12 protein-coding genes and 1 tRNA gene are annotated in these 24,688 nt (G+C 60.2%); 4 read left to right on the forward strand and 9 right to left on the reverse strand.

Going from position 1 to position 24,688, the window contains the following annotated elements; all coding sequences use genetic code 11:
- Positions 1–135 precede the first annotated feature (135 nt).
- The gene (locus tag JNN07_17755; GenBank protein MBL9169590.1) at positions 136–4,167 is read left to right on the forward strand and encodes a sulfatase-like hydrolase/transferase; all 4,032 of its coding nucleotides are present in this window, start codon (positions 136–138) and stop codon (positions 4,165–4,167) included.
- 109 nt (positions 4,168–4,276) lie between these two features.
- On the opposite strand, the gene JNN07_17760 is transcribed toward JNN07_17755, so the two are convergent.
- The 9 genes from JNN07_17760 to JNN07_17800 form a co-directional block, all read right to left on the reverse strand.
- On the reverse strand, positions 4,277–6,652 hold the full coding sequence (locus tag JNN07_17760; protein ID MBL9169591.1) for a LamG domain-containing protein: 2,376 nt from the start codon (positions 6,650–6,652) through the stop codon (positions 4,277–4,279).
- A 581-nt stretch (positions 6,653–7,233) separates the two neighbouring features.
- The gene (locus JNN07_17765) at positions 7,234–9,240 is read right to left on the reverse strand and encodes a sialate O-acetylesterase (protein ID MBL9169592.1); all 2,007 of its coding nucleotides are present in this window, start codon (positions 9,238–9,240) and stop codon (positions 7,234–7,236) included.
- A 32-nt stretch (positions 9,241–9,272) separates the two neighbouring features.
- On the reverse strand, positions 9,273–11,696 hold the full coding sequence (locus JNN07_17770) for a PDZ domain-containing protein (GenBank protein MBL9169593.1): 2,424 nt from the start codon (positions 11,694–11,696) through the stop codon (positions 9,273–9,275).
- Positions 11,697–11,726: 30 nt separating this feature from the next.
- Positions 11,727–13,994, reverse strand: a complete 2,268-nt coding sequence (locus tag JNN07_17775; protein ID MBL9169594.1) for a hypothetical protein — start codon at positions 13,992–13,994, stop codon at positions 11,727–11,729.
- On the reverse strand, positions 13,981–15,795 hold the full coding sequence (locus JNN07_17780; protein MBL9169595.1) for a cation acetate symporter: 1,815 nt from the start codon (positions 15,793–15,795) through the stop codon (positions 13,981–13,983). Before JNN07_17780 ends, JNN07_17775 begins: the two co-directional genes overlap by 14 nt.
- A 53-nt stretch (positions 15,796–15,848) precedes the next feature.
- Entirely contained in the window at positions 15,849–16,172 is a 324-nt protein-coding gene (locus tag JNN07_17785) for a DUF485 domain-containing protein (GenBank protein ID MBL9169596.1), read from the reverse strand.
- Positions 16,173–16,231: 59 nt separating this feature from the next.
- Positions 16,232–17,086, reverse strand: a complete 855-nt coding sequence (locus tag JNN07_17790) for a methylated-DNA--[protein]-cysteine S-methyltransferase (protein MBL9169597.1) — start codon at positions 17,084–17,086, stop codon at positions 16,232–16,234.
- Positions 17,087–17,867: 781 nt separating this feature from the next.
- A complete protein-coding gene (locus JNN07_17795; protein ID MBL9169598.1) occupies positions 17,868–19,208 on the reverse strand; it encodes a bifunctional D-altronate/D-mannonate dehydratase in 1,341 nt (446 codons plus the stop codon).
- Between the two features lie 360 nt (positions 19,209–19,568).
- Positions 19,569–19,642: transfer RNA gene (locus JNN07_17800), tRNA-Gly, on the reverse strand.
- Positions 19,643–19,710: 68 nt separating this feature from the next.
- Here JNN07_17800 and JNN07_17805 point away from each other — a divergent pair.
- The 3 genes from JNN07_17805 to JNN07_17815 all read left to right on the forward strand — a co-directional run bounded on the left by JNN07_17805 (position 19,711) and on the right by JNN07_17815 (position 24,375).
- Positions 19,711–21,111 (forward strand): dihydroorotase, encoded by a 1,401-nt coding sequence (locus JNN07_17805; GenBank protein ID MBL9169599.1) that lies wholly within the window; start codon positions 19,711–19,713, stop codon positions 21,109–21,111.
- On the forward strand, positions 21,111–21,578 hold the full coding sequence (locus JNN07_17810; GenBank protein MBL9169600.1) for a thioredoxin family protein: 468 nt from the start codon (positions 21,111–21,113) through the stop codon (positions 21,576–21,578). Before JNN07_17805 ends, JNN07_17810 begins: the two co-directional genes overlap by 1 nt.
- Before the next feature lie 100 nt (positions 21,579–21,678).
- Positions 21,679–24,375, forward strand: a complete 2,697-nt coding sequence (locus tag JNN07_17815) for a HAMP domain-containing protein (protein ID MBL9169601.1) — start codon at positions 21,679–21,681, stop codon at positions 24,373–24,375.
- Positions 24,376–24,688: the final 313 nt, after the last annotated feature.

The raw sequence follows: 24,688 nt of genomic DNA on the forward strand, positions 1-24,688 counted from the left end.
CACCCACTTCTAATCACACCCATGGGGATCCCCAGCGGAGTTTTCTGCTCGCCAATGACGCGAGATGCCGGTAATTAATCCTTCAATCTCAGATCAACTCGCTTAAGCGAATCCTTTATGTTGTACCCTCTCTCCATGAGGTTGAAATGTGCCTGGCTTCTGACGGTGGCTCTCACCTCTGTTTTTGTGACTCAACCGGTGCATTTGGCCAAGGCTCGGCCGAATGTGATCGTGATTCTGGCCGACGACCTTGGCTACCACGACATCGGAGTGCAGGGAGCCACTGACCTCCGAACTCCTAACATCGACTCGATCGCGCGCAACGGCGTTCGGTTCACCAGTGGCTATGTGTCCGCTCCGATTTGTAGTCCCTCACGCGCTGGGCTGATGACCGGACGCTACCAGCAACGCTTTGGCTACGACATGAATCCTGGGCCCCAACTCGAGTATTTTGAGAAGTTTGGCATCCCGTTCACGGAGACGCCGATGAGTCAGCGGTTTAAAACGATCGGCTACACCACCGGAATGATTGGCAAGTCGCACCTCGGCGCGCTGCCGCCCTATCGCCCTCTCAAGCGAGGGTTCGATGAGTTTTTTGGGTTTTTGGAGGGCGAGCACGGCTACCTCCGGCCGGGCATACCCACCACCCAGCGGGACCCCATCCGCCGTGGAGATACGCCGGTGCCCGAGACCAACTACCTCACCTTCGCCTTTGCGCGCGAGGTGGTCGATTTCATTGATCGTCATGCCGCGGAACCCTTTTTCCTGTACCTCCCTTTCAATGCCGTGCATGAACCGCTGGAAGCTACTGAGACATTGCTGAAGCGCTTCAAGCCGTCTGACTTCCCGGATACAAACCGGTATGTGATGGCCGCGATGCTCTCGGGCTTGGATGATGCCGTCGGTGCGGTGCTGAACAGCCTGCGCCAACACCATCTGGACACGAACACGCTCATCTTTTTCACCAGCGATAACGGTGGACCCACCCCATTCAATGGATCTAGGAACGATCCACTGCGTGGATATAAGACAGAGGTTTACGAGGGAGGAATTCGAGTGCCATTCTTGATGCAGTGGCCGGGGGTCTTGCCTAGCAATACTGTCTATTCCGCACCGGTCAGCACTCTCGACATCTTACCGACAGCATGGGCCGCGGCCGGCGAGAAGGTTTCGCCATCCTGGAGATTGGACGGGGTGAACTTGCTCCCGTTCGTGTCCGGCCAGACAAATGGGAACCCCCATCCGAACCTGTATTGGAGGATCGAGAGTGAGGAGGAGGCTGCCATTCGCTCGGGTGATTGGAAGTTGCTTCGGATTCGGCCAGCTTCGAACTGGCAGCTCTATAATCTGGCTCAAGACGTGGGCGAGCAGACCGACCTGGCGGATGAGCATCCCGAAGTGGTGCAGGACTTGATCGCCAAATATGACGCTTGGGCGGCTCAACTTCAAACTCCCGCCTGGGCCTACAATCAATCGAACTATTTGCGCCCGGATTTCGTGATGACAGATGTTCGCATCGGGACATCCGAGGTGAGTTATAACCATCCTGACTTCCTCCCAGGATCCGGCTCGGTTGCCTTTCAAGATTCTGCCGGAACTCTTTGGCAAGGAAACATTGACTTAGCGACCGGGTTCTTTCGGTCGGTGCATGGACAGGATGTGCGCGTTGATTCCGGGCTAGCTCGTATTCTCGATGCCGTCGATGGCCCCCATTGGGGACGCTCGGCCAACGGAGCTTCCATCTACTACAGCAAGGTGGGCGAAGGCGGGCGATCTCAGATCTGGAGAGCCCTAACGGCTGTCGAGCCCGTGTCCGTTCAGAGGCTTACGGACGGCGGGGTTACGGGACACTTTGGTCCCCAAGCCAGTCAGGATAGCAGCCGCCCCTCGTCTCAACTGGTGTTCGCAGCAGGTCAGCCGGCCCAGTTCGTGTTATCGTGGATGGATGAAGCCTCCGCCTCGAGTGTGGCTCCGCTTCCGCAGTCTAGTTTGGTTCTCCCCAATGGACACTGGCTTCCGGGGGGAGCTGATCTCGCATTGGCTGCGCCGACGTTCCCGGCGAGCACCGTCAATCAAATTGCTCGGTATCGCACCGACAGCGGTGTGTTGCAGATGATTTCGGACGATGCCGGTGACAAGACTGACGTTTGGGCATTCCATGCTCCGGAATGGAACGGTGAGCTTTGTTATGCGGCGGTGGTGGACCACAGCGCGATCGCCATCTATCGAGATTTTCGCACCAACGCGGCGGGATTGTTCACTCGAGTGGCCACATTGAGTGTGCCGATCACGAACACGCAAAGATTTATCTATTCCATGCAGCCGATCCAAGGTCTGAGGGGATTCAATGGCATCAGCTATTTCTCGTGCGCCTCGTACACGAGCAACGATCCAAACAACCCTGGAGATTCAGCCATCTGGGTCCTCGGGTTGGGCCCGGATCCCGCCCATCCGATCATCCGTCGTGTCGACGAAGGAAGCTTGAATGGTGAGGTTGCTCACCGTCACGAACCGCGAACCCTGATCGGGGATCGAGAAGTGTTTCTCTATTACAACGTCACCCGACCAAACGAGTCGACCCAGCTTCGGCTTGCCAAAACCGGATTGGTCCGGCCGGATCACGTCGGTACCCCTGATGGTTTTTCTAGCCTTGCGTTTCAGTCCAGTTGGACTCCTGGTGCCAAGGATACCAACGGCGTGCTGATGGGAGGAACGGAGACTTTGAGTTTGGTCGCCCATCAAGGTTGGCTGTTTGCCGGAGTGGGTGCCCGTCAGGACCTGCCTTATCCTCCCATTGATGCGTTGCCCCCAGGTTGGACCGGGGCGCAGATCTTGGTGAAGGAGTCGGCTGATGATCCGTGGAAAGTGGATGCCTCCTTTGCGGATCATCTGCAAGTCGAAGTGCTGAAGGAGATCGAAGTGACCACGCTTGGAAATGGCAGCCCTTTGAAGACTCCGACCAAGCTGCTCCTCGCCGGGTTGAGGGATCTTGGTGACACGGGATCCCGATTGGCCAGCGCACGCACTCGCGATGATTCGACGGGCAAATGGATTCACTCTCAGGTGACCAGGGCCGCGACCCCGGCCGTTACCATGAGCTTCGGGGCCCATGTCGATAGGGTGAGCGGGGTCCATCTTATTTTCGCCGGGCTGAGTAATGGGGAGATCTTCCGGGGAACGCTGGATCCCCAAGCGGATGGGGGTATCCAATGGGCAGCAGTGCCTGAGCTGTCCGGAGTTGGACCGATCACGGAGTTCGCCGAGGCCAACGGTTTTCTCTACGCGGCCTGTGGCCTCCGTCAGGCGAGTCCCAACGGCTCCGTGACCGGTGGGCTCTATGTTCGGCGAGACAATTCCAGTTCGTGGCAGGTGGTTTACCGATGGCCCCCACCGCCCGCTTTGCTCTCGGCTTCGGAGGAGGATCGCCTCGTGCGCGGGTTGACGACGGTTCGCGATCCTCACGGTGCCGACTACCAATCCCTGCTGTTAGCCAGATCGTGGTCTGGACTGATCGAGCGCGTGGATCCCACCAACCAACACGCCGCGACTGTGGAGTTGGATGTTCGGGATTTCTTTGCCCGCCGGTGGGGCCGTGAAGCGATCCGACAGGCGCATGTCCAGGTTGGGTACAACAGCTTCACCCTAGCCACCAATCCGGTGACGGCGGAACCGATTCATTTGATTGGGGTGTGGATTGAGGATCCCTCACTCCAGGCAGGACATCGTGGATCACATTTCCTCATCCGTCATTTGGATGGAACATACGCCTCAGCCGATATTCCATACCTTGGAGCTGCAACTCCCTCGGATCGCGACCTCCGCGGTAACCGATGCATCGTTGTATCGCCTTTCCCCGCTGACGCAGGGCAACGTTGGTATTTTGGGGGGTACGATGCCGCTAGCGACCTCTCTCACGACACGGCCTGGATACTTCGCGGCGAGTGGGTGGCATGGCCGGCTCTCACGCTGTCGCAACCAGCACCTCCCGAGTGGCAGGTCAGTTGGCCTATCTCGGCGACCAACTGGGTGTTGGAAACCCGGATGGACCTGGGAGCTGATGGGACTTGGCAAGCGGTTCCAGGCCTGCCCACCCGATCGCTCTCGGACGAAGTTCAGGGCGTGGCACCGCAGGATCCCTCCGCTTATTTCCGTTTGCGTAGGCCTTGAAATCGTTAGCGAGGTGAATGTCTCCGATCCAATCCGCTGTGGCTGTTTTCGCGGGCAGCCAGGGTCTGAATGGAGTGGAGAACTGTGGGATGCTTTGGCGCCTGAAGCCTCAGCCGTGGGGCTTGGGACGCGGAATTCCGAAATGATGCAGCACGTTGCGCATCACCGCCGCCCATTTTGGATCGGCGTGGAGCGTCCAACCGGATCCGATTGCGCCCGCGTTGAATACTTTGCCACCATCCGTTCGCTCCCAGTAGATCATCTCCCCGCCTTGATCGGTCTTGGGTTTGATTCCGCGGAAGAAATAGTCCATGGCGTGGCCGCCTTCCCCCCACGGTAAAACACCGTTGGCCAGGCGTAGCATTCCGGCGGGATCCTGAGGCACCACGCCGCCTTCAGGGGAAGCTTCTACCTGCAAGGCGGCGAAGGTGGAGGGACGAATATCCACTTCGTGCCCGTTCGCCATCGGTAGTTTTCCCGGTCCCGCCCAGGCGAAGGCGTCCCCTATCCGGAGGCCGCTTGGCTCCGGGTGGTTGAATAGAAAGTGATCCGCGCGTTCGACGCGATAGGGCCCAAAATTTTTGGGGTTGGACTGGTTATTCCACCCGATGATATCGAGTCCGATCAGCTGGATCCCCGGCATTCCACATTCGCGCGCGGGACCACCCCGCAGCCCGTCGTGACTATGCCACGCCTCTCCCCGACGTGACGCGGGGACCTGATCTCCCGGGCAGTCCACCTTCCGGCTTTCCATAATGGTGCAGTCTTCATTGAAGCTGACCCGCCATCCCAGAGTGTTCCCGCTCAGCACGGCCAGGTTCCCACCTGTCCGGAGATAGCTCTCCATGGAGCGGTACATGGGAAGCGACCAATATTCATTGTGCCCCACGACCATGACTGCCTTGTAGCCACGCAAGAGAGAGGGATCGCGGTGCAAATCCACATCGCTGACGAGATCGTAGGCGTAACCCTGCTGCTCCAGCCAGATTTGGGAGAACCGATCCGCTCGCATCAGGTGGCTATAGTCCGTGGCGCCTCCATAGAGCACATACGGTCCAGCAGCAGGCCAAGGCATGTGTAGGCCCAGCTGATAGGTGCCTTGACCGGCCGCATGGGGCCGGTACAGGCAGTAGGAGGGCAGACCCCGATCCGGGCCTAACCCGTCGGTGCCCCAGACCTGCTTCAGTTCCGAGGGCGGGATGGCGAAGGGTGTTCCACTGTAAGCCCGCCAGGTGTTCGTCGCGCAGACGAAGAGCAGGGGAGCCTTGCGGCGGCGCGGGGCGCGGCGAACCAAAAAGGTGCAGTGGTGCAGGCGAGTCTTGCCGTCCAGCTGATACCGCATTCTAGCAACATAAATCCCGGAGCGAGCACCGGACGGAACCTTCCACTGGTGGGTGACCTTCCAACGACAATCGTAAAGATCATCGGCGGCCAGCCTCAGACCGTGACCTCGTTCCGGATCTTTGGACGGGTTGTAGTCGCCGAAGCGGGGCACCGCCGCGCGAAAGGAAGGACCTCCGATCATCCAGGTTCCATGATTGATGATTCGGCCATGGCGGTGGTGTCGTGAGGCATCGGCCACGGTGTCACCGCGCTCCTCCTCCAGAGGCCAGCATGCCAAAAGGTGGCGGCTCGGCGGCAAAACGAGGGCCTTGGCCGTCACCCGTGCGCGGATGTCCTGCAGCGTTAAGCTACGATCGTAAATGGCGGGCATCGCGATATCTCCGTCCAGGAAGTGCAGGGCCGCGCCTGCTTGGGACATCGCTCCCAGACGCAAGGGGTGTTTGCCCGGCGCGAGGCGGCCCTCAAACGGCCACGCTCCCACCTGTTCTCCATCGACATACACACGCTTTTCCGTTCCGTCCCAAACCGCGGCGACGTGGTGCCAGCGGTTGCGAACGACGACCCCCGGGCCGGTGCGATGAACCACTTTCTCGTCCGGCGACACTCCGTCACCCAAATAAAACCCGACATACCCTTTTTCTCCCAGGCCGAGGGCAAAACCTTCGTAAGAGTCCTTGTCCTCTTGGCTGACGACGCCTTGCAGGCGTTCGAGTGCCCAGGGGCGGACCCAGCACTCGATGGAGAAAGCGGTGAGCGATCCCCGAATCGATTTGGGAATGTGAACGTAGGATCCGGGGTGGATCGGTTGCGGAATCGCAGGCTGGGCAGGGAAGTCGGCGAGGACTAGATCGGAGGACGGATTGTCGACCTCCAGCCCTAGGCGGCAGAGGGTCAGGTCGTAGGGAACGCTGGAGCTGACGCAGAGGCGCAGCGTATCACCGGCCGCAACACTGTGTTCCATGGCATACGCATGAACCCCGGGAACGTCCAGGGCGCGATGGGTTGGAATCGCTGTTGCGCCCGGTGCAGTGGACGAAGCGCTGGCTCCTGCAGCGGCGGATTGAACAAGACCGACGAGGGGTAGACCTGCAGCTCCCACACCGGCGTTTTTGAGGAATTGGCGTCTGGATGATTTAGCCATGGAGATGGAACGACGCTTCCAGGTTCAGCAAACGCGGGCAAGGGGAAAAAGTGGGTTTGCGGTTACGGAGAGCTTGGTGGTAACCAGGCCGGTGACGTTCACCGGTATGGCACTGGGGCTGATCGTTCTGGGTGCGAGGTTTTCGCGACGGATGTAATACCTATGGAGTGCCGCAGCCCTCTCTAAGCATTATACACAAGTTCAGAAGATCTTCGACCCCGATCCCAAAGGGATTTTGATATTTGGTCGAGGAACTCGTGGGTAATGCTTAGAGCCCTCTGCCGCTTTAGTCCCCCCAGCGGAGCTGGGATCTCCCTCCAATCTCACCCACTTCTGATCACACCCGAGGTTTCGAGAGGGATTTGGACTGGATGAGATTGATGGTGAATTCAGCGGGTAACGCCCCTGGATGGTACGGGCTTTCAGCCCTGAGCGTGTGTGAGGTGAGGGCACCTGGGGTGATAACCCCAGGCAAACGCCTCCCCTCCCAAGAAGGGCTGAAAGCCCGGCGTAAGCACGCCGAGTCCGCTGTGCATGCATTACCTTTCTATCCTTCCGCCCGCAGCAACGTGTTCGTCTCGTCAGGGCCGATTGTCGGCATTGAACGCCTCCGCGTAGCGCCGTCCGAATTCACGTAGGGAGGGCGTGTCGAAATGGATTCGATCCGGCATGGCGGTCAGGTGTTCAGATTCGACTAGCTTGAAGCCGGGAACCCGGCCCACCAAGGATTGGAGCTGCGCGTTGATGGTGCCGGCCAGCGGGGTGTCGCTGCGCGGGTCGGTGATGAGGAACTGTCCCAGCTTTCCGGCGACGAAGGGCAGGTCGGGAACCCCGAGCTCCGTGCGAATGTCTTGAATCATTTGAGCCAGCCGAGCCGCATAGCTTTCGGCGTTCACCGCTCCATCGCTGTCGTTCTCTCCTTGATGCCACAAAATGCCCTTCAAGGTTCCCTTGCTCATCGCCACCCGAGCCTGATCGACCGACTGGCGGTGGAGATCGCCTCCTTTGACCCAACGGGACAGTGGGCTTCCTCCGACGGCCACTGGCACCAGTCCAATGACGATGCGCGGGTTGGAGTCGGCCAGGGTTCGACCGAACGACGATCCCAGCCCGACACCGGCATTGGCGCGGTCCTGGTGCAAAGGGTCCAGGGCCAGCCGCCAGAGGCCGTTGGTTCCCAGCGTCAACACCCGTGGATGCGGCACCTGGTCGGGCGGTTCGACTGGACCACGCCCGGCCATGTTGCTTTGGCCCGCCAACAGATACACATGAAGGTCCTTGGCGGCGGTTTCCTCCAGGACGTCGTCGACGCGGATCGCTTGAAGTAATTGCGTCACGGTATCGATCAGAATCTGACCACACCGATCCTCGCCCGAGCCAGCCTCCGTCATTTCGTAACCACCCTTGGGCTTGTCTCCAGCCGCTCCCACGTATTGAACTCCCCCGCCATTCGAATAGCCCAGCACCACCGTGTGGGGAAAGGGCGACCTTCGCTGGATCTCCAGCGAGATAGCCGTGAGAGGTTCGCCCGGTAGCCCCACGAACGCCAAACTTCCCAAGGTGATGACCTGGACCTCGGTGTCCAAGGTGGCTCGGCCCAGATCCTGGCGGGCTTTGGCAGTGAGCGGGAGGGTGATTCGAGCGGTCTTAGAGCGGAGCGGGCCGGTGGCGGGAAGCAGGGATCGGTTCGTCCAGGCGGCGAGTGCCCGGTCGCCGATCAACTCTGCCATGCGATCGCGAGATGGCAGATTTCGGCGGATGGGGACGATGTCGCCCGCGCACCCTTGGAGGAAAGCCGCCTCGCCTCCGAGGGTTTCGCTCAAGCGTTGGGAGACCGGCCCGGGCCAGTCAGCCGACACCCGTGAGTCGTGCGGGTAGATGGACACGGGATGGCACGCCAGGCTGAACAGCGTTGCGACCGCCCCTCCTTGAGCGTTGAGGAACCCAACCAGGCTCAGGGTGGGATCCATGGGGCCGAAGCGCTGGCCCTTCGGAAGGGAGTAGGGAGTCGCGGGTTCGTACGTGGTTTCGACTTTCCCATCCTCCCGGACAGGGCGTCGATTGAAGACGACATCACCAGCCCAGGCGCGTGCGATGGCTAGAGACACCGGTTGACGCCGGCTGTCCGCCTGGCGGACGGTTTCCACGGTTCGGCGGATGAGGCGGTCGGCCCAGTCTCGATAGCCCGGTCCGTTTTGCACCGGCAGCAGGGTGCGACGCTCCGCTTCGAGCAGGGGGTCGCCCTCGGCGGGAACCCAGGGTGCGGAGTGGGTGTGCGAAGCGTTAATGAGAATGCACTCGGAAGGAATCTGAGTGGCGGCGGAAATTTCACGCCGAACACGGGCTACGAAACCCTCGCGTGTATCCGTGAGATCCCAAGCAACCAGAGCGACACGCGAGACTCCGTCGGAGATCACCATCGATCGGACGTAGACGGGATCCAATACCCCTGGATAGGGTTTGTGTCCGACCCAATTTAAAACGTTGGTGGAGGGGGTAATATCGGACTTGGCGGCTCCCACCGTCAGGTCGCGAGCCGCGGCCGCGCAGGCCAGGCTGGTGATCAGAGACACCGTAACCGAAGCCATTCGAGTTGAAATTTTCAATGATAAGCTGCTCATCATGGGAGGGTGGGCTTGGAAAACCGGATCGTGACAACTTCCTGATTTCGGAAGGCTCGGAGGACTATTTGAGTTCCCGGCTTCGCGGCGTCGTAGTGCTTGATCAGCTCATCAGCGGCATTCAACGGAATGTCGTTGAGGCTCAGAATAACATCTCGGGAAAGCAGTCCATGCCGTGCGGCGGCGCAGGACGCCGGAACCGTTAGCAGCGTCACGCCAGTCTCCCCGGGGAGTCCTGAGGCCGAGACTTCGCCCATCCCGCGAACTCCTTTTGCCGGAGCGCCGAGCCAATCCAGGGTAGGGGTTGCTACCGAGCTCTTTTGGATTGGCTTGAGCGATGGAATCAGCGGTGTCGCTGCCAGTCCTCGCGAGCGCCTATCGCGGGTGCCAAATTGGTCCATGCGGAAGTTTCGGAAGCCTACCTTCAGAGCAGGGGAGTTGCGGGTGACGCGGTAGTCGCCTCGAGCGGGGGCTCGGAACTGCGGATCTCCCGCGACTGAGTTTTTGTCCAACCCGAGCTCTTGGGCTCGAAGCAGACTCTGCGCATCCGGCAGAAGATTGCGATCCACCTCGCGTCCCCAGGTTTTTGGCATGCCGATGGGGGCATACCAAGTCATCACGATGTTATGACGAAAGACGTCCCCGCTCGCTTGAAACCACACGTGTGGGTGAAACGTGTTATTGATCATGACATTGTTCTCCACCGTGCGGTGGTAGCCTTCGCGCAGCTTTAACCCACCGTTAAGGCAGACGTTGTTGCGGATCAGGAAGTGGCTGGATCCGTCATCCAGGTCGATATCCCAGCCATGGTCGCATCGCCAGCGATTGTGCTGAATCGTGGTCAAGGCGCGGGCATCGAGCAGGGGATGGAGTTCGGGGTGCTCGCGCATGCGTCGGTTCACCTTTTCGATATCGGGCAGCCAGTAGCGTTCCCGCCCCCAGGAATTGAAGCTTCCGTGATCTCCCGTTTCTTTGACCGTGTCGAAGACGTCATTGCCTTCGATCAGGTGGCCGCCCCAGCAGCCATCTCCCAGATTGATCCCGGCCCGCGGCAGGTCATGAATGGTGTTGTGCCGAATGGTAATTCGCTCGCTGATGGCGACTTGAACCCCCGCGCTCTGTTTTTCGATGCGACCGGCACGGCGGATGAGACAGTCCTGAACCAGGCAGTCCGCCGGATAATGGGGCGACTGGGGACCTGGCGTCAGATCCATTTTTTCCAAAGGCACGAACTCACCGTATTCAAAGCTGGGAGAACGCACTGCACGCGGATTTCCGACCAAGGACACGGCACTCGCGCCGGAATCGGAGATCAAGCAGCGGGAGACCTCCACCCGGCGATTGTAGCCGTCGAGGTATATCGCGTTGCCTCCGGCCAGGGTGAGGTCGCATTGAGTGATCCTGCAGTCCTCCGCCCCGCTCAGGTAGATCATCCCACCCCGATAAGTGGTCCAATCGCTACGCAGCAGCGGCTCCTTATTTTTCATGAAGGCACGCCTCGTGAGGCTGAAGTGCAGCCCTTCGAATCGCACGTGTCGGACCGGTTGCTCGATCGTTCCGCGGATCTCGATGAGACTCTCCGTGGTGGTCGTTTCCAGGACGGCGGTTTTTAGGTCGATGCCAGCGGGCGGATAGAGGTAAAGCGTCGACGTGCGGGGGTTGAAAAACCACTCGCCAGGTGCATCCAGTTCCTCGAAAGCATTCTCGACGAAGCGGTGCTGCGGATGCAGGCCCATTCGACGATTATTCTGCCATCCGCCTTCCAACTGCGGCACGCCTTGAGGGTTGACGCCCAGAATCCGGTAATGAAAGTCCCCCCACTCGTGTCGATGGAGCCCGTGAACAAAAACATCCGTTGGATGCTCCCAGCGGCGGACCCGTTCGGGGCTGATGGCGTCCGCGGCGGTTCCACCGTAGTATTTTGCCTGAGGATCAAGGTTGGGATAGCGGGCCATGGGTAGCACCTGCCCATTCAGGGAGAGCACATCGAAATCCGCCTCCGCCAAAATCTCCTTCGGGATCACCGTTTGGAAGATTCCGAGACGGTAGGGCGTCCACGAGGGCTGCAGAGCGATGCTCCCACGGATCCGCACCTGACCGCGGCGGGCGGCACGGTAGACGATCGGCGAGTCTGGGGTGCCCGAATCCGACGGGGTGAGCACCAGCGGTTTCGCCAACCGGTAGGTTCCCGCCTTTAAGGTGATCAGCCGCGGCTTGTTCTCCAGTGGTGCAGACCGTGCGGCTCGGCGAGCGCGCTCGAGCGTTTGGAAGGGCCGCCGGCTCGAACCGTCCGACAGGTCATTGCCCTCTGGCGCCACAAACCACTCTTTGCTCTCGAGTCTTGGCGAGCCTGAGCAGGCGAGTAGTGCCAGGAGGCAAAAGCTCGAGAAGGAGCGTGAAACGGATGTCCACGGGCAGTGCATGGTTTCTGGATTTGGGCTGGGACTTGGGCGCTACTCGATCAGGTACCAAGTCACGCCTTCCGCAGGAACTTGGACCTGGAGGTCGGCGGTGCCTTGTCGGTCCAACTGGAGCCGCTGACCTTTGCCCGCCTCGCGACGGGCAGTGGCGGTTCGCGTGAGTCCCGTATAATACAGCGGGAGGCGGAGGTTCTGACTCACTACTTCGGTTCTCGGGTTGAACAGAACAACCATGGCCTTGCGATCCAGGCCGGGGTTCACGTGCAAGTAGAAGTCCAGATCGCGCCCATTGGCTCGGCGGGCGTGGATGAGGTCGGACTCCAGAATATCGCGATACTGCTTATACCAAGAGACCCAGCGCGCCACGACGGCCTTGGTTTCGTCGGTGTCGTAGAGCCGCGGGCCGCGGAAGCACGCTTGCACGCCGGCTCCCAGCGTGTTCACGAAGTGCAGTTCGTAATCCTTCAAATGGTCTTTGAGCGGTTCAATCGTCGCGGCGGGACCGCCTCCATGGTACTCCGTGAGCGGGACGAACATCCATCCCATGCTACTGCCCTTGTTCCAGGTGCCATCGAAGATGTTCTGGCGCGCGTGAATGAGCTGCTGAGCGCGCGGCAACGACCAGTTGACTTCGCGGTATCCCATTCCGGTCTTGTTCCCGCCGGCCAGGAAGTAACAGTCAGGCTGGTTGACGTAAATGCCTTGCTCGCGGCACCAGGAGTAAAGCTGTTTGCTTAGCGTCCATTGAGCCCATTGCGAGTCGGCTGCGGCGTGATGACCCGGATGGGTGGTCGAGGCGCACACATCGCCCGGGTAGGGGCCATCATGTTCCAGAAGGTCGAGCCCCGTTTGTGCCAGAAAGTTTGTCACCTTGGACAGGTAATCCAGACCCCATCGGCTCGCGAGACACGGCGCGTTACCAAAGATGGCACCCCCAGGTTTCCCGGTGGCCGGGTTGATGACGTCATGTTCTTCGCTAATCCGCCGGCTGCTGAACAGAGAGTAGGCGCCGACTTGGAGGCCACGGCTGTGCGCGTAATCGACATCGGCCTTGATCCTAGCCAGGTAGGCGGGGTCCTGGTTCTCCATGTTGAGCCCGCTGCCGAACGTGTAGATAATCATCTCGAACCCGACCTCCGCACATTGGTCGACCGCCCGACGAAAGATTTCCGTCTTCGAGCTGGCGACGTGCATCATGATCGGATTTTCCGTGGTCCAAGGAGCCAGCGTGCGCCAGGCGCGCCGAAGCGTTAGACTGCGTCGCTCCCGTTCGGTGGAGTCGTAAATCACCAGATACGTCCTGAAGCCCGTGAACCGCTCTCCGGGCTGGAGAGTGACTCCGGGTCCGACGGGCGGCTGGCAGACCAGCAGGCACGGGGTCTGAAGCTCGTAGCTGACCTGAGTGGTGTAGGCGGGATCCTTTTCCCAGGAGGCGACGCGATTGGCGGTCACCGGATCCATGCCCTTGAACATGTAGTCGCTGAGCACATCCAGCGGACCCGGCAGCCATTGGTGGCGCTCTCGGGTGTCGACCGCCGATTCCGTCTCAACCAGCGCCAGGATCTCATTGGATAAACGGTCGATCGTCACGGGCCGTTTGGACGTATTCTCAATCGTGAGGTATTTACCCAAGACCGGAATCCCGTCGTAGATCTCGTGATGCACGGTGACGATGAGTTCCTTGGTCAGCTCATCGGTTCCACGGTAGGAGAAGCGAAGAGCCTTGCCGCGTGGAGGCCATTCCTGAGGTGCCGCCGGACGCTTCTTCTTCCAGACGAGTGGAGCGGACGGCTCGCCCATCTCGGTCCGTTCCCACTGAAACGCTCCCGGTATGTTCGTAAGCGAGTTGAGCCAGGCTTCGGTCAAGTAGGCATGATTGGGCTGGCCCGAGAGGCCGCCAACCGGGTAGCGCTTGCCGTTCAACACGAGCTCGGTGTCGGGACGCACACTCCGCAGCAGACCCTGTCCGGTGCGCAGATCGTCGAGTCCCGTGGTGGTGGCGTTGGGGGAAGTGCGGAAAACCCGGCGCACCAGGCCGTTGTCCAGCACCCAGATCTTTCCGGAGGCATCGGAGGTTGCGCTGGAGCGGGTGGGCCGGGTCTGCAGCAGCCAATCCTCCCGAGCCGCCTCCAGTGGTGCCGGAAAGCTGGCGACTGCTCCGCTTGTGCGGACGGGCGAGGTTGCCATCGCGGGCAGGGGGGCCGACAGCAGGGCAGCTCCGGTGGTGGCGACGAGCAGTAACCCGTAGGCGTAGGCGTAAGCGCGTCGAGACTGAGGGAGCCTGGTGTTAATGAGCGGCATGATGATCCTGAATGTATTCTTGCTTGAGGCCCAGTTGTTCCGGTGCATGGAGCACCAGCATTTTCATGCGGGCATCGGAAGGGATATCCTTCTTCGTCAACTTGCTGACGACGACCATGAGGATCATGGCCAGCGGGACCGCCCAAATGGCGGGCTGTTCGCACAGGATGCGCATCAAGGGATGCGCGGCCCAGAAGTCGGTCAGTGAGACACCTTTGAGCGCCTGGAACCAACCGGGCTCGGCCATGTTCAGCGCCTTGAACTTGGCGCCCTGGGCCGTGATGAACGTGGTCCAGCTGGTGAGCGAGATGCCGACGAGCGCCAGCAATCCGCCGGTGAGCATGCCGGTCGCCGCCCCCTTCATGGTCATCCCGCGCCACCACACGCTCATGAACAAGAGCGGGAAGTAGCTCGCGGCGGCGATGGCGAATGCCTGCCCCACCATGAAGTTGATCTCGAAGTTCTCCACCAGGGTGCCGAGGAAGATCGCAACGGCGCCGACCACCACCGCAGAGACCTTGAACATGGCCATTCGCTGAGCAGGCGTGCTGTTCGGTCGCAGAATTCGGCCATAGACATCATGGGCCACGGCTCCGGTCATCGAAACCAGCAGGCCGCTGAACGTGCTCATGAAGGCGGCGAAGGCACCGGCGCACGTTACTCCGCTGAGAATGGATCCCAGCACGCCATACTTCTCCCGCAGCAGCGTTGGCAGCTTCAGGACGATTCCGTCGGTGCCGCTGACGCCGATGCCTGAGTAGAGCCGAGGCATGAGATTGCGTCCGATCACGCCGAAGACTGGAGGGAAAACATAGAATATCCCGATCAGGATCATGACCCACATGGTGGTTCGCTTCGCGGCGACGCCATCAGGGTTGGTATAAAAGCGAACGAGGATGTGTGGCAATCCGGCGGTGCCACACACCAACGCGATGATGAGAGAGTAGGTGTACAGCAAGGAGAACGGACGTTCGTGCTCGTCCAAATAACGCTTCTGTTGATCGGCGGGCAACGCGGCGGCGGCGGCTTTGGCTGCCTTGGTGGTGAGCGGCCCAAAGGGTGCCAGCCACGTGGCATCGGCGGGCGCTTTCGCGGGCAACTCCGCCCGTGCCACGGTAGCGGGACGCGACTCGACGGGGCCGTTGCCAGCGAGGTGGGTTCCGTAACCGCCGTAGACCGAGAGCAGCACAAAGATGGGCAGCGAGATGGCGAACATCTTGGCCCAGTATTGGAAGGCCTGAACCAGGGTGATTCCCTTCATTCCACCCAGCGCCACATTCAGGGTGATCACCGCCCCCACCAGCACCACCCCCACCCAATACGGAAGCCCCTGCTGCCCGCCGATCTGGATATCCTTAAAGATATAGGCCAGCGTCGTGCCGGCGCCCTTCATTTGGGGCATGGTGTAGAAGAAACCGATGAACAGCACGAACACGACGGCAATTTTTCGGAACAACGGGGAGTCGTAGCGACCCTCCGCGAAGTCAGGAATGGTGTAGGCACCGAATCGGCGCAGGGGACCGGCGATAAACAGGAGGAGGAAGAGGTAGCCGCACGCATAGCAAACCGGGTACCAGAGCGCGTCATAGCCGGAACTCATGACCATGCCGGCGACTCCCATGAATGAGGCGGCGCTCAGGTATTCACCCGAGATGGCGGACGCGTTCCATCCCACCGACACTGAGCGACCTGCAACGAAGAAATCGGAGGCCGTTTTGGACTTACGGGCGGACCAGAAGCCCATGAAGATGGTCGCGAGCACCGTGATGAGACTAAAACCGAGGATCCAGGGATCGAGCATGTGATGAGAGGGTATGAACGTTGAGTGGAGGGTGGCGCGTGCGGCTTGAGCTTCTACCCTTGGGTAGTTTTGCCACTTTGACTCTTGGCCTCGCGAACTTCAGATTCCTCGAGCGCGATCGAGCGACGAATGAAGTAGTAGGAGATGGCCCAGACGAACGGGAAAAATAGCACCCCCAGGATCAGCCAGGTCAGGGTGAAGCCGCCGACTTGGATAGACATCCAGTCAGGTTTGAAATAGTTCAGGAGGGGGAGGCACAAGAGCGCGATCAGGAAGGTGGCGGCACAGCTGATGGACAGCCGCAGCTGGCGGCGCATCAGCTCATGAAGAAACTCTTCACTGTGAATGTCTTTGGCCCAGTTTTCGGGTGGGATCATGGCGGCAGGTGTCTAACAGACCGCCGCGACGTTGACAACGATACTTCTGGGCCTGTTTTTCACACGGAGGGCAGCGGCGTGGGGGAAAGCGCACTGGACTCCCATCCGATGATGGCACGTTTGCGCGTTTCGCCCCAGCGGTATTGACCAACAACTCCGGTGTCGCGGATGACGCGGTGGCACGGAATCAAGAAGGCCAGGGGATTTCGGCTCGCCGCGGTGCCGACAGCACGGGCGCCCCTGGGTGCTCCGACGGCGGCGGCCAGTTGTCCGTAGCTCACCAGAGCGCCGGGAGGAATCTGGATCAAGGCTCGCCACACTCGCAGCTGAAAAGCCGTTCCTCGAACAAAGGCGCGCAACGCTCTTCGAGGTTTAGTTGGATTCGAAGCATTAAACACCGTCGAAGCCAGTCGTGCGGCGACCGTGTCGTCCCGAATCAGCCGTGATTCGGACCAGTCGTCGCGCAGCGCCGTTAAGGCGGCAGCACGGCCGCTTTTCTCCACAAACGCAAGGTGGCAAACACCGCGTTCATTTTCGGCCGCCAGCCATTGGCCGAAGGGGGTTGCTGCAAACCCGAATCGCACCTCGAAGCCCGCTCCGCGCGATTTGATCTCCCCTGGCGATGCGGCGTCGAGGCTGACACACAAGTCATGCAGTCTGCCGGGACCGGAAAGTCCGACCCCCACCGCCGTCCCCAAGACGCTCTCGCCCCGGCGGAGCAGGTCTTTCGCATGGTTCAGCGTGAGGCATTGGAGAAAATCTTTCGGGCTCACGCCGGCCCAAGCGGAAAAGAGCCGATGAAAATGGAACGGACTTAATCCGGCTGATCGCGCCAAGGTAGTGAGGTCTGGATGTTCGTCGTAGTGCTGATCCAGATACACGATCACTCGTGCGATACGTTCGTAGTCATTCACGCGAGAAGACTGCCATCGATCTTCCCTCCCGCACACCCGATTCTTGCGGTGAAGCGCGCAACTCAAAGAGATGAGGGAGGCTTCTTGAATGATGAGATCTCCAGTGCGCTCATTCAGGAGAGTAGAATCCAAGCATATCGCTATGTCGGAGAATCATTGTCGTTTTCGGAGAAAACACTTCTATGAGAATAGCGGCGCCAACACCGGTGTTAGATTGTTGGACTGAAACGGCAAGCCGTTTGACTTCCGACAGTTCATCCAAACTGGAGATACGGCGCCACGGAAAAATCGACCAGTCTGCGGCGAACGGAATAGCTCGAATCGTATACGAACGATCGCCTTGGGGCCCTCTCACGAGCAGCATCAAGGATGCTGCGGCGCGAGCCTGCTCCTCCGCGCACACGGCAGACTCCAGTAAGCTAAGTGCGAACGTGATTTGTGCGCCGACCGACGTTGAGTCCGCCGACGTCGGTTTGAGACGGCGGGAGTCACTACGACAACCTAGCGAAAGGAACATCAGAGTCCCTAAGAGGTAAAACACCCCACGGGCACTATTGCGTATACTAGTTAACACACCCGCCATCCGTTGATGTTTGCATCGTCCGCTCCCAACCTTGCTTGACTCCATTAGCAGGTAAGTTGAGAACGGTACCAAGCGACTTCTTGAGATTCGTAGGTTGATGCTGCTACGTTTGTGTCTTAAGAAAGCAGTCGGCATTCATCCATTCTCCAGTTCCTCATGGCGTCCTTTGCGTCCATCGCGGTTTAAACCTCGGTGCCGCTAGGGTCGGACCGGGGAACCATCGCGGCGTCGCACGGGCAACCAGTTTCCGGGGTTCTCGGGAAGCGGATACTTCTTCGCGAATTCCTCATTCAGGTCCACCCCCCAGCCGGGAGCTTCGTTGACATGCATGTATCCATTTTTCATGGTGGGCGCTCCGGGAAACACCTCGCGCAGGGCCGGACTAAAGTCCACGGCTTCCTGAATGCCGAAGTTGCGGATCGCCAGATCCAGGTGGGCATTGGCGGCGTGGCCGACGGGGGATACGTCGCCCGGTCCGTGCCAAGCGGTGCGGACCTGGAACCACTCGGCGAGGGCGGCGAGCTTGCGGGCGGGTGTCAGGCCGCCGATTTGGGAGATGTGGACGCGGATGAAATCGATGAGGCGCTCCGTGATGAGATCCACCCACTCGTGCGGGCTATTAAAGAGCTCGCCCATGGCGATCGGGACGGAAGTATGGTTTCTCAAGGTCTTGAACCACCCGTTGGCTTCAGGTGCGAACGGATCCTCGATAAAGAAGGGACGATACTGTTCGAGATCCTTGCACAGCTTGACCGCCTCGATGGGCTCGACACGCTCATGCATGTCATGCAGCAACTCGATGTCCTCCCCGAACTTGTTCCTGATGTGCTCGAACATCTTCCGAGTGATCTTGAGATAGGGCCAGGAATCCATGTGGGTGTCGTCCGGATGCCCGAAGCCGGCTTCCTTGAAGTCAGGTTTGTGGGAGAGGTGGGGCGATCCGTAGCCGCCCATTTGGATGCGGATGTGACGGAACCCTTGGGCGATCTTGTTGGCGACACTGTCCTCCAGCTCCTTCAGATCTCGGCCGGAGGCATGGCTGTAGGTATCGACCGCGAATCGCGCTTTGCCGCCCAGGAGTTGGTAGACGGGCATGCCAGCGCGTTTGCCTTTGATGTCCCACAGGGCCTGATCTACACCGCTCAAGGCATTGTTGAGCACCGGGCCGTTCCGCCAATAGGAACTGGTGTAGATACTCTGCCACAGATCCTCGATGTTGTCGGCGTCGCGCCCGCGGCAGAAGCCGTCGAGGTATTCGTCCACCGCCGTTTTCACCGTGAGTATTCGCTGGTTGAAGGTGGCGCACCCAAGTCCGTAGAGACCTGGCTCGCTGGTCTCGACCTTCACCACGGCGAGACGTATTCGGTTCGCGGGCGCTGTCAGGATCGTTCGGACCTTGGTGATCTTGAGCGGGGACAGCGACTTGGCGGCCGCCGGTGGTGAAGGCGGAGTCTGCGCCGGAGCGCGGTTTCCGAGCAAGCCCAGGGCCAGCGCGGCCCCGCCCAGACCGCCGGTTTTCAGAAGCTCACGTCGTTTCATAAGAGGTAGGTGAAAGCGATGGCCCATTGGGCATTCTGGAGGCGAGGGTTCATGGAACGAAGGCTTAGACCCATGTGTTGGAAAACGCAAGTGTCGTGTGGTCGGCCGGGGAAAGGGGGGACTATTTCTGGGGGAGGCTTCTAGGAGAAGCGTCACCACGGTAGGGCGAAACTCCGTTGAGCCCATGAGGGCCCAGCGTTTCGCGGGGTGAAGGAGCCGCGGCGAGGAGCGCGGCATGGTAATCGACCTCGAGAGGCCCTCATCGGGGCAGGCGTTCGTGAGCAGGGGAACCGGGAGAGGGCTGCGGCACTCCAAGAACAAGTCAAAAACGAACAGCCTAAAAGGAGGGAAATTTGAAGATGGAGCGGGCGAAGGGAATCGAACCCTCGTAGCCAGTTTGGAAGACTGGAGCTCTACCATTGAGCTACGCCCGCCCAAAGGTGTTGCTAATGTAGCCAGCTCGCTTGCGTTGTCAACACACTCCTGTGTAGGGTTTCCGCCGATGAATTCTTTGCTCCTCACCGGAGGGCGTGTAATCGACCCTTCTCGCGGCTTGGATGCCACCGCCGACGTGCTCGTGCTGGAAGGCAGGATCGCCCGCGTCGGCAAGGGGATTGACGCCGGAATCCCCGCCAATACCCCTCGAATAGACGTCGCCGGTAAGGTGGTTTGCCCAGGGTTGATCGATCTGCATGTCCACCTGCGCGAGCCTGGTCAGTCGGCCAAGGAGACGATCGCCACCGGGACGGCCGCCGCCGCCCGGGGTGGCTTTACGTCGGTCGTCGCCATGCCAAACACTTCCCCTTCGATCGATAATGCCGGCACCGTGGCTCTGATCCGGTCCAAGTCGGAACGCGAGAGCTGCGTCAACCTGTATGTCACGGGAGCCATCACCAAAGGGATCGCGGGGGAGGAATTGGCCCCGATCGGATCCCTCAAAGCTGCCGGGGTCGTGGCCATTACGGATGATGGGCACTGTGTTCAGAACAACGATCTGATGCGGCGGGCCTTGGAATATGCACGGATGTTCGATCTTCCTATTTTTGATCACTGTCAGGACTACAACTTGGTGAGCGACGGGGTGATGCATGAGGGCTACTGGAGCACCTCGCTGGGGTTGCGGGGTTGGCCCGCTGCCGGCGAAGACATGATCGTCGCACGGAACATCCTGCTGGCTGAGTTGACGGGTGGGCACATCCATTGCCAGCATATCAGTTCCGCTGCGAGCGTGCAGCTGATTCGGGAAGCTAAGCAACGAGGTTTGACCGTTAGCGGCGAGGCCTGCCCTCACCATTTTACACTGACGGACGCGGCCATCGCGGGGAGCGAAGAATTTTGGAAGAAGGATGGCCAAGGGGTGTGGGGTTTTGATCCCGCCGATTCGGCGCGGCCGAGTTGGCCGGTGTACCACACCTCCTTCAAGATGAATCCTCCGCTGCGCTCTGGCAAAGACCGCGAAGCGATCTTGGCGGGGGTGGCGGATGGAACGCTGGAGGTCTTGTGCAGCGATCATGCGCCACACTGCGACTACGAGAAAGAAGTGGAATTCGACTATGCACCGTTCGGAATCACGGGTCTGGAGAACGAATTCGCCCTGTCGCTGATGCAGTTGTATCATGCGGGACGGATGAAGCTAAGCGATGTCATCCAACGCTACACCCAAGCCCCGGCCCGGATTCTGCGCCTGAACAAAGGCACCTTGGCGGAAGGTGCCGATGCGGACATCACTGTTTTCGACCCCGATCGATCCTGGGTTTTTCGCCGCTCGGAAACCTTCAGCAAATCCACGAACAATCCGTTCTACGAATGGCCGCTGCGCGGTATGGCTCTCTTCACCATCGTGGGTGGAAAGGTGGTTTACGACCTTCATAAAAAGCCCGTGCAGGAGAGGAGCCTGGCCTGATGGCGCGCGTGGCCTTACTAGGGCTAGTGGCCGTCCTGCTGGCGGTTGGCTGCGCGCCGGAGCCGGCCCAGCTTCCTTGGATCACCGACTTTGCCAAGGCGCAGACGCTGGCGGTGCGGGAGCAGAAGCTATTGCTCATGGACTTCACCGGCTCTGACTGGTGCCAGCCCTGCAAGAATCTCAAGCGCTACCTGTTGGAAACCCGGGAGTTCGCGGATTATGCTGCGTCGAACCTGGTTTTGCTGGAGGTCGATTTTCCTCGCTGGACCAGCCTGCCCGAGCCTCAGAAAAAGGCCAATGAAGCGCTGCAGGCGGAATACACCGTGGAAGGATTTCCCACCCTCATCCTGCTGGCGCCGCAGGGAAAAGTACTCGGACGCCAGGCCGGAGTCCAACAGACCAAGCCCGCCGAGCTGATTGCCTGGATCGAGGACCTTCGCCGTCAGTCTCCGCCCCCCACCCAATAGCCCGGCCGCGCCTACCTCGTAAGGGTCCTTCAGTTTCAGAGCGTCTAGCCGATCAGCCTGGTGGCTGTGCGGGTGCCGCCAAGGCGCGCACGGCTGTTACATGCGCGTTAGCTTTGCCATAAGACTGATTCTTTTTGCGTCGATCCTGGTCGCCATCTCCGTAGGTGTCTCGTCCTGGATGGTTTATCAGTCGAAGAAAGCATCTCTGGAGAAGGCTTTAGGGGCAGAGTTGCTCGCCGCGGTCCGGGCCACCGCTCCTTTGCTCGATGGCGACCTGCACGAGCTGGTGCATCGTGGGGAGGATAAAAGCATCCAAGGGGCGGAGGAGTTTGAGGCTTTGCGTCAGCAGCTGGTCCGCGTCAAGGAGTCGGTTCAATTGAACAGCCAGGGCAGTCCGCTCTACACGCTGCGTCCAACCGACCGGTTTGGCGACCTGGGCGAGTTGGAGTTTGTGATCATGACCGACAAGGACTCGCATGGAGAATATTTTGTGGGAAATCGGTATATCGCTCGCCCCCACCATCACGTGGTTCTGGCGGGGAGCCCGGCGGCAACTGGGGTCTACGAGGACAGCGAGGGCATCTGGATCTCGGCGGCGGCACCGGTGCGCGATAGTCTGGGCAAGGTAGTGGGTTTGCTGCAGGCGGATCGGCCGGTCAACTTCTTTTACGAGCGCGCCCGAGCTCAAGCTCTCGCCTTGATCCGTGGGGCTCTGTTGAGCATCTCGCTGGCCGTTCTGCTCGCGATGATTTTTGCCCGGACGTTCTCCGGGCCGATCCGCCGATTGGCAGATGGCACTCGAAAGATCGCTGCCGGGGACTTTGCGGAGCGGGTAGAGATCCGTCGTTCGGACGAGCTGGGTAGTTTGGCCACGCATTTCAATGAGATGGCGTCGACCCTCGAGGTGGCGCGAACCCGGGATCAGGAGCAGCGTCGCGCTTTGGTGGAGGCTCAGCGCACGACTGACGAGGCCAATCAACAGCTCAACCGCGTCAATGAGGAGCTGCACGAAGCCAATACCGAGTTGAACTCGATGAATGCCGAGCTGAACCGCAGCAATCGCGAGTTGGAGTTGATGGTGGATCGAGCCAACCAGCTCGCCGAGCAGGCGCAGGCGGCGAACCGTGCCAAGAGCGAGTTCTTTGCGATGATGAGCCATGAACTTCGCACTCCGATGAATGCGATTCTTGGATTCACCAGCCTACTGAAGGATGGTCAGCTCGACGAGGAGCAGGTCCATTACGTCGATACGGTCGACACCAGCGCCAAAAGCCTGCTCAATCTGATCAACGAGATCCTGGACTTCTCCAAGATCGAGGCGGGGAAGCTGGATTTTGAATCCTTGCCGACCGGCCTGGAGGATACCGTCAACCAGGCGATGGACCTGCTGGCTCCTCGCGCGGCGGAAAAGGGCCTCGATTTTTGTGCCTTCATCCCCGATGGGTTGCCCAAGACGTTCCTGGGAGACGAGACGAGGTTCCGGCAGGTTTTGGTGAACTTGATTGGAAACGCGATTAAGTTCACGATGACAGGCGCGGTTGAAGTGCGAGTGGAAGGCCTCTGCCTGGAACAGGCAGGAGGTGCGGTTGCCACCTGGGAGTTTAAAGTGTCGGTTCGGGATACGGGAATCGGAATTCCCCGGGAGAAGATGGATCTGCTGTTTAAGCCCTTCAGCCAAGTCGACTCTTCCACCACGCGCAAATTTGGTGGAACCGGTTTGGGACTGGCGATCTGCCATCGGATCGTGGAAGCCATGAACGGGAATCTTTCCGTAGATACCGTGCTGGGGCAGGGTTCGGTGTTTGCGTTTACGATGCGGGTTCCGGTGGAAGCTTCCGCCTGCCCTGAGTCCGCTCGGTGGAAGGAGCTTCCTCGCCTGGAAGGCTCCCGAGTGCTCGTAATCTCCTCCAACGCTCTGCAGGCGCGGTTTGTTTCGGAGGCCTGTCGGCTATGGGGAATCGACTCCGAACTGGTGAATTCCGAGGAAGCTGCTCGACGCGCCCTGGCCGTGGTGGATGCCAAGCGTCGCGTCGTTGTGGATCTGGACCGGCCCCTGATATCACCCGAACAGGTTCTTCAACTGCCGGGGGGGGGTGACTCCTCGGCTCGGGTGATTTGTTTGGGCGGAGTGAAGCAGGGCTACCCGCATCACAAGAGCGACACGCGCACGCTGTTCCTGGCGAAGCCGCTTTCGCTTCGCACGCTGTTCCAGTCGCTGCTGGATTCGAGCTCCATCGGGGCTTTCTCCCAGGAATCGCACGGGCTGAGCGGCTCCCCCGAGCTGGCGGATGCTGCCGCATCACCCCCTCCCTCGATGCCGAATTCCTCGTCAGATCTGAGTCCTGCGGCTGGCGGTGCCGTCCCTGGCAGCACTTCTCTTAAAGTGATGGTGGTGGGTGAGGAGTTCGGCCGTCAGCCGTCGCTGGTGCAGCTGCTTGCGGCGCTGGGGCATCGGGGCCAGTCCGTTCCCACGGCGAAGTTCGCCATCGAGGCTTTTCGCCGCCAACCCTGTGACGTGCTGCTCATCCGCATGGATCCCAACGCCACGAGCTGCGCCGACACACTAAGCCTCTTCCGACGAGGCAGTGCGGGCGAAGCGTTCAAAGGAATTGCGGCCATAGCCTTTCATTTGAAACCAGGCGGGCCGAGCCGCGAGGAACTTTTGAGTCAGGGGTTTGCCGAGGTTCTCTCCAACGCCGACGAGGAACTGGAGCTCGCCCGAGCGCTCGCGGTCTATACCTCACAGACCGTGCGTGCGACTCCGATTCGTTACGATCAGGACGCCAAGTCCTTCTAGCAGGCCGTCGGACTTGTCCCCACCGGAGGTGAGGCGGGGAACTGTCTCACGGGGGCCCCACTGGCTGTTGGGCGCATGGAGTTCCGCCTTCAGGCGGAAAAGGCTTAAACATTGGCCCACCGGCATCGGACCTAGCGTTCGCATGACCATCAAGCCCCGGGGGACCGCCTAAAGCCCAATCCATGCAGTAGGGCGGCATGCGGTTGCGCAGCAGGTTTTTGCGAAAACCGAGGCGTGAGGAGCGAGCGTATTGAGCGAAATACGTAAGCGACGAACAACGAAGGATTTCGCAAAAAAATCAAGCAAACGCGTG

The organism is Verrucomicrobiales bacterium, from assembly GCA_016793885.1.
Classification (GTDB): domain Bacteria; phylum Verrucomicrobiota; class Verrucomicrobiia; order Limisphaerales; family UBA11320; genus UBA11320.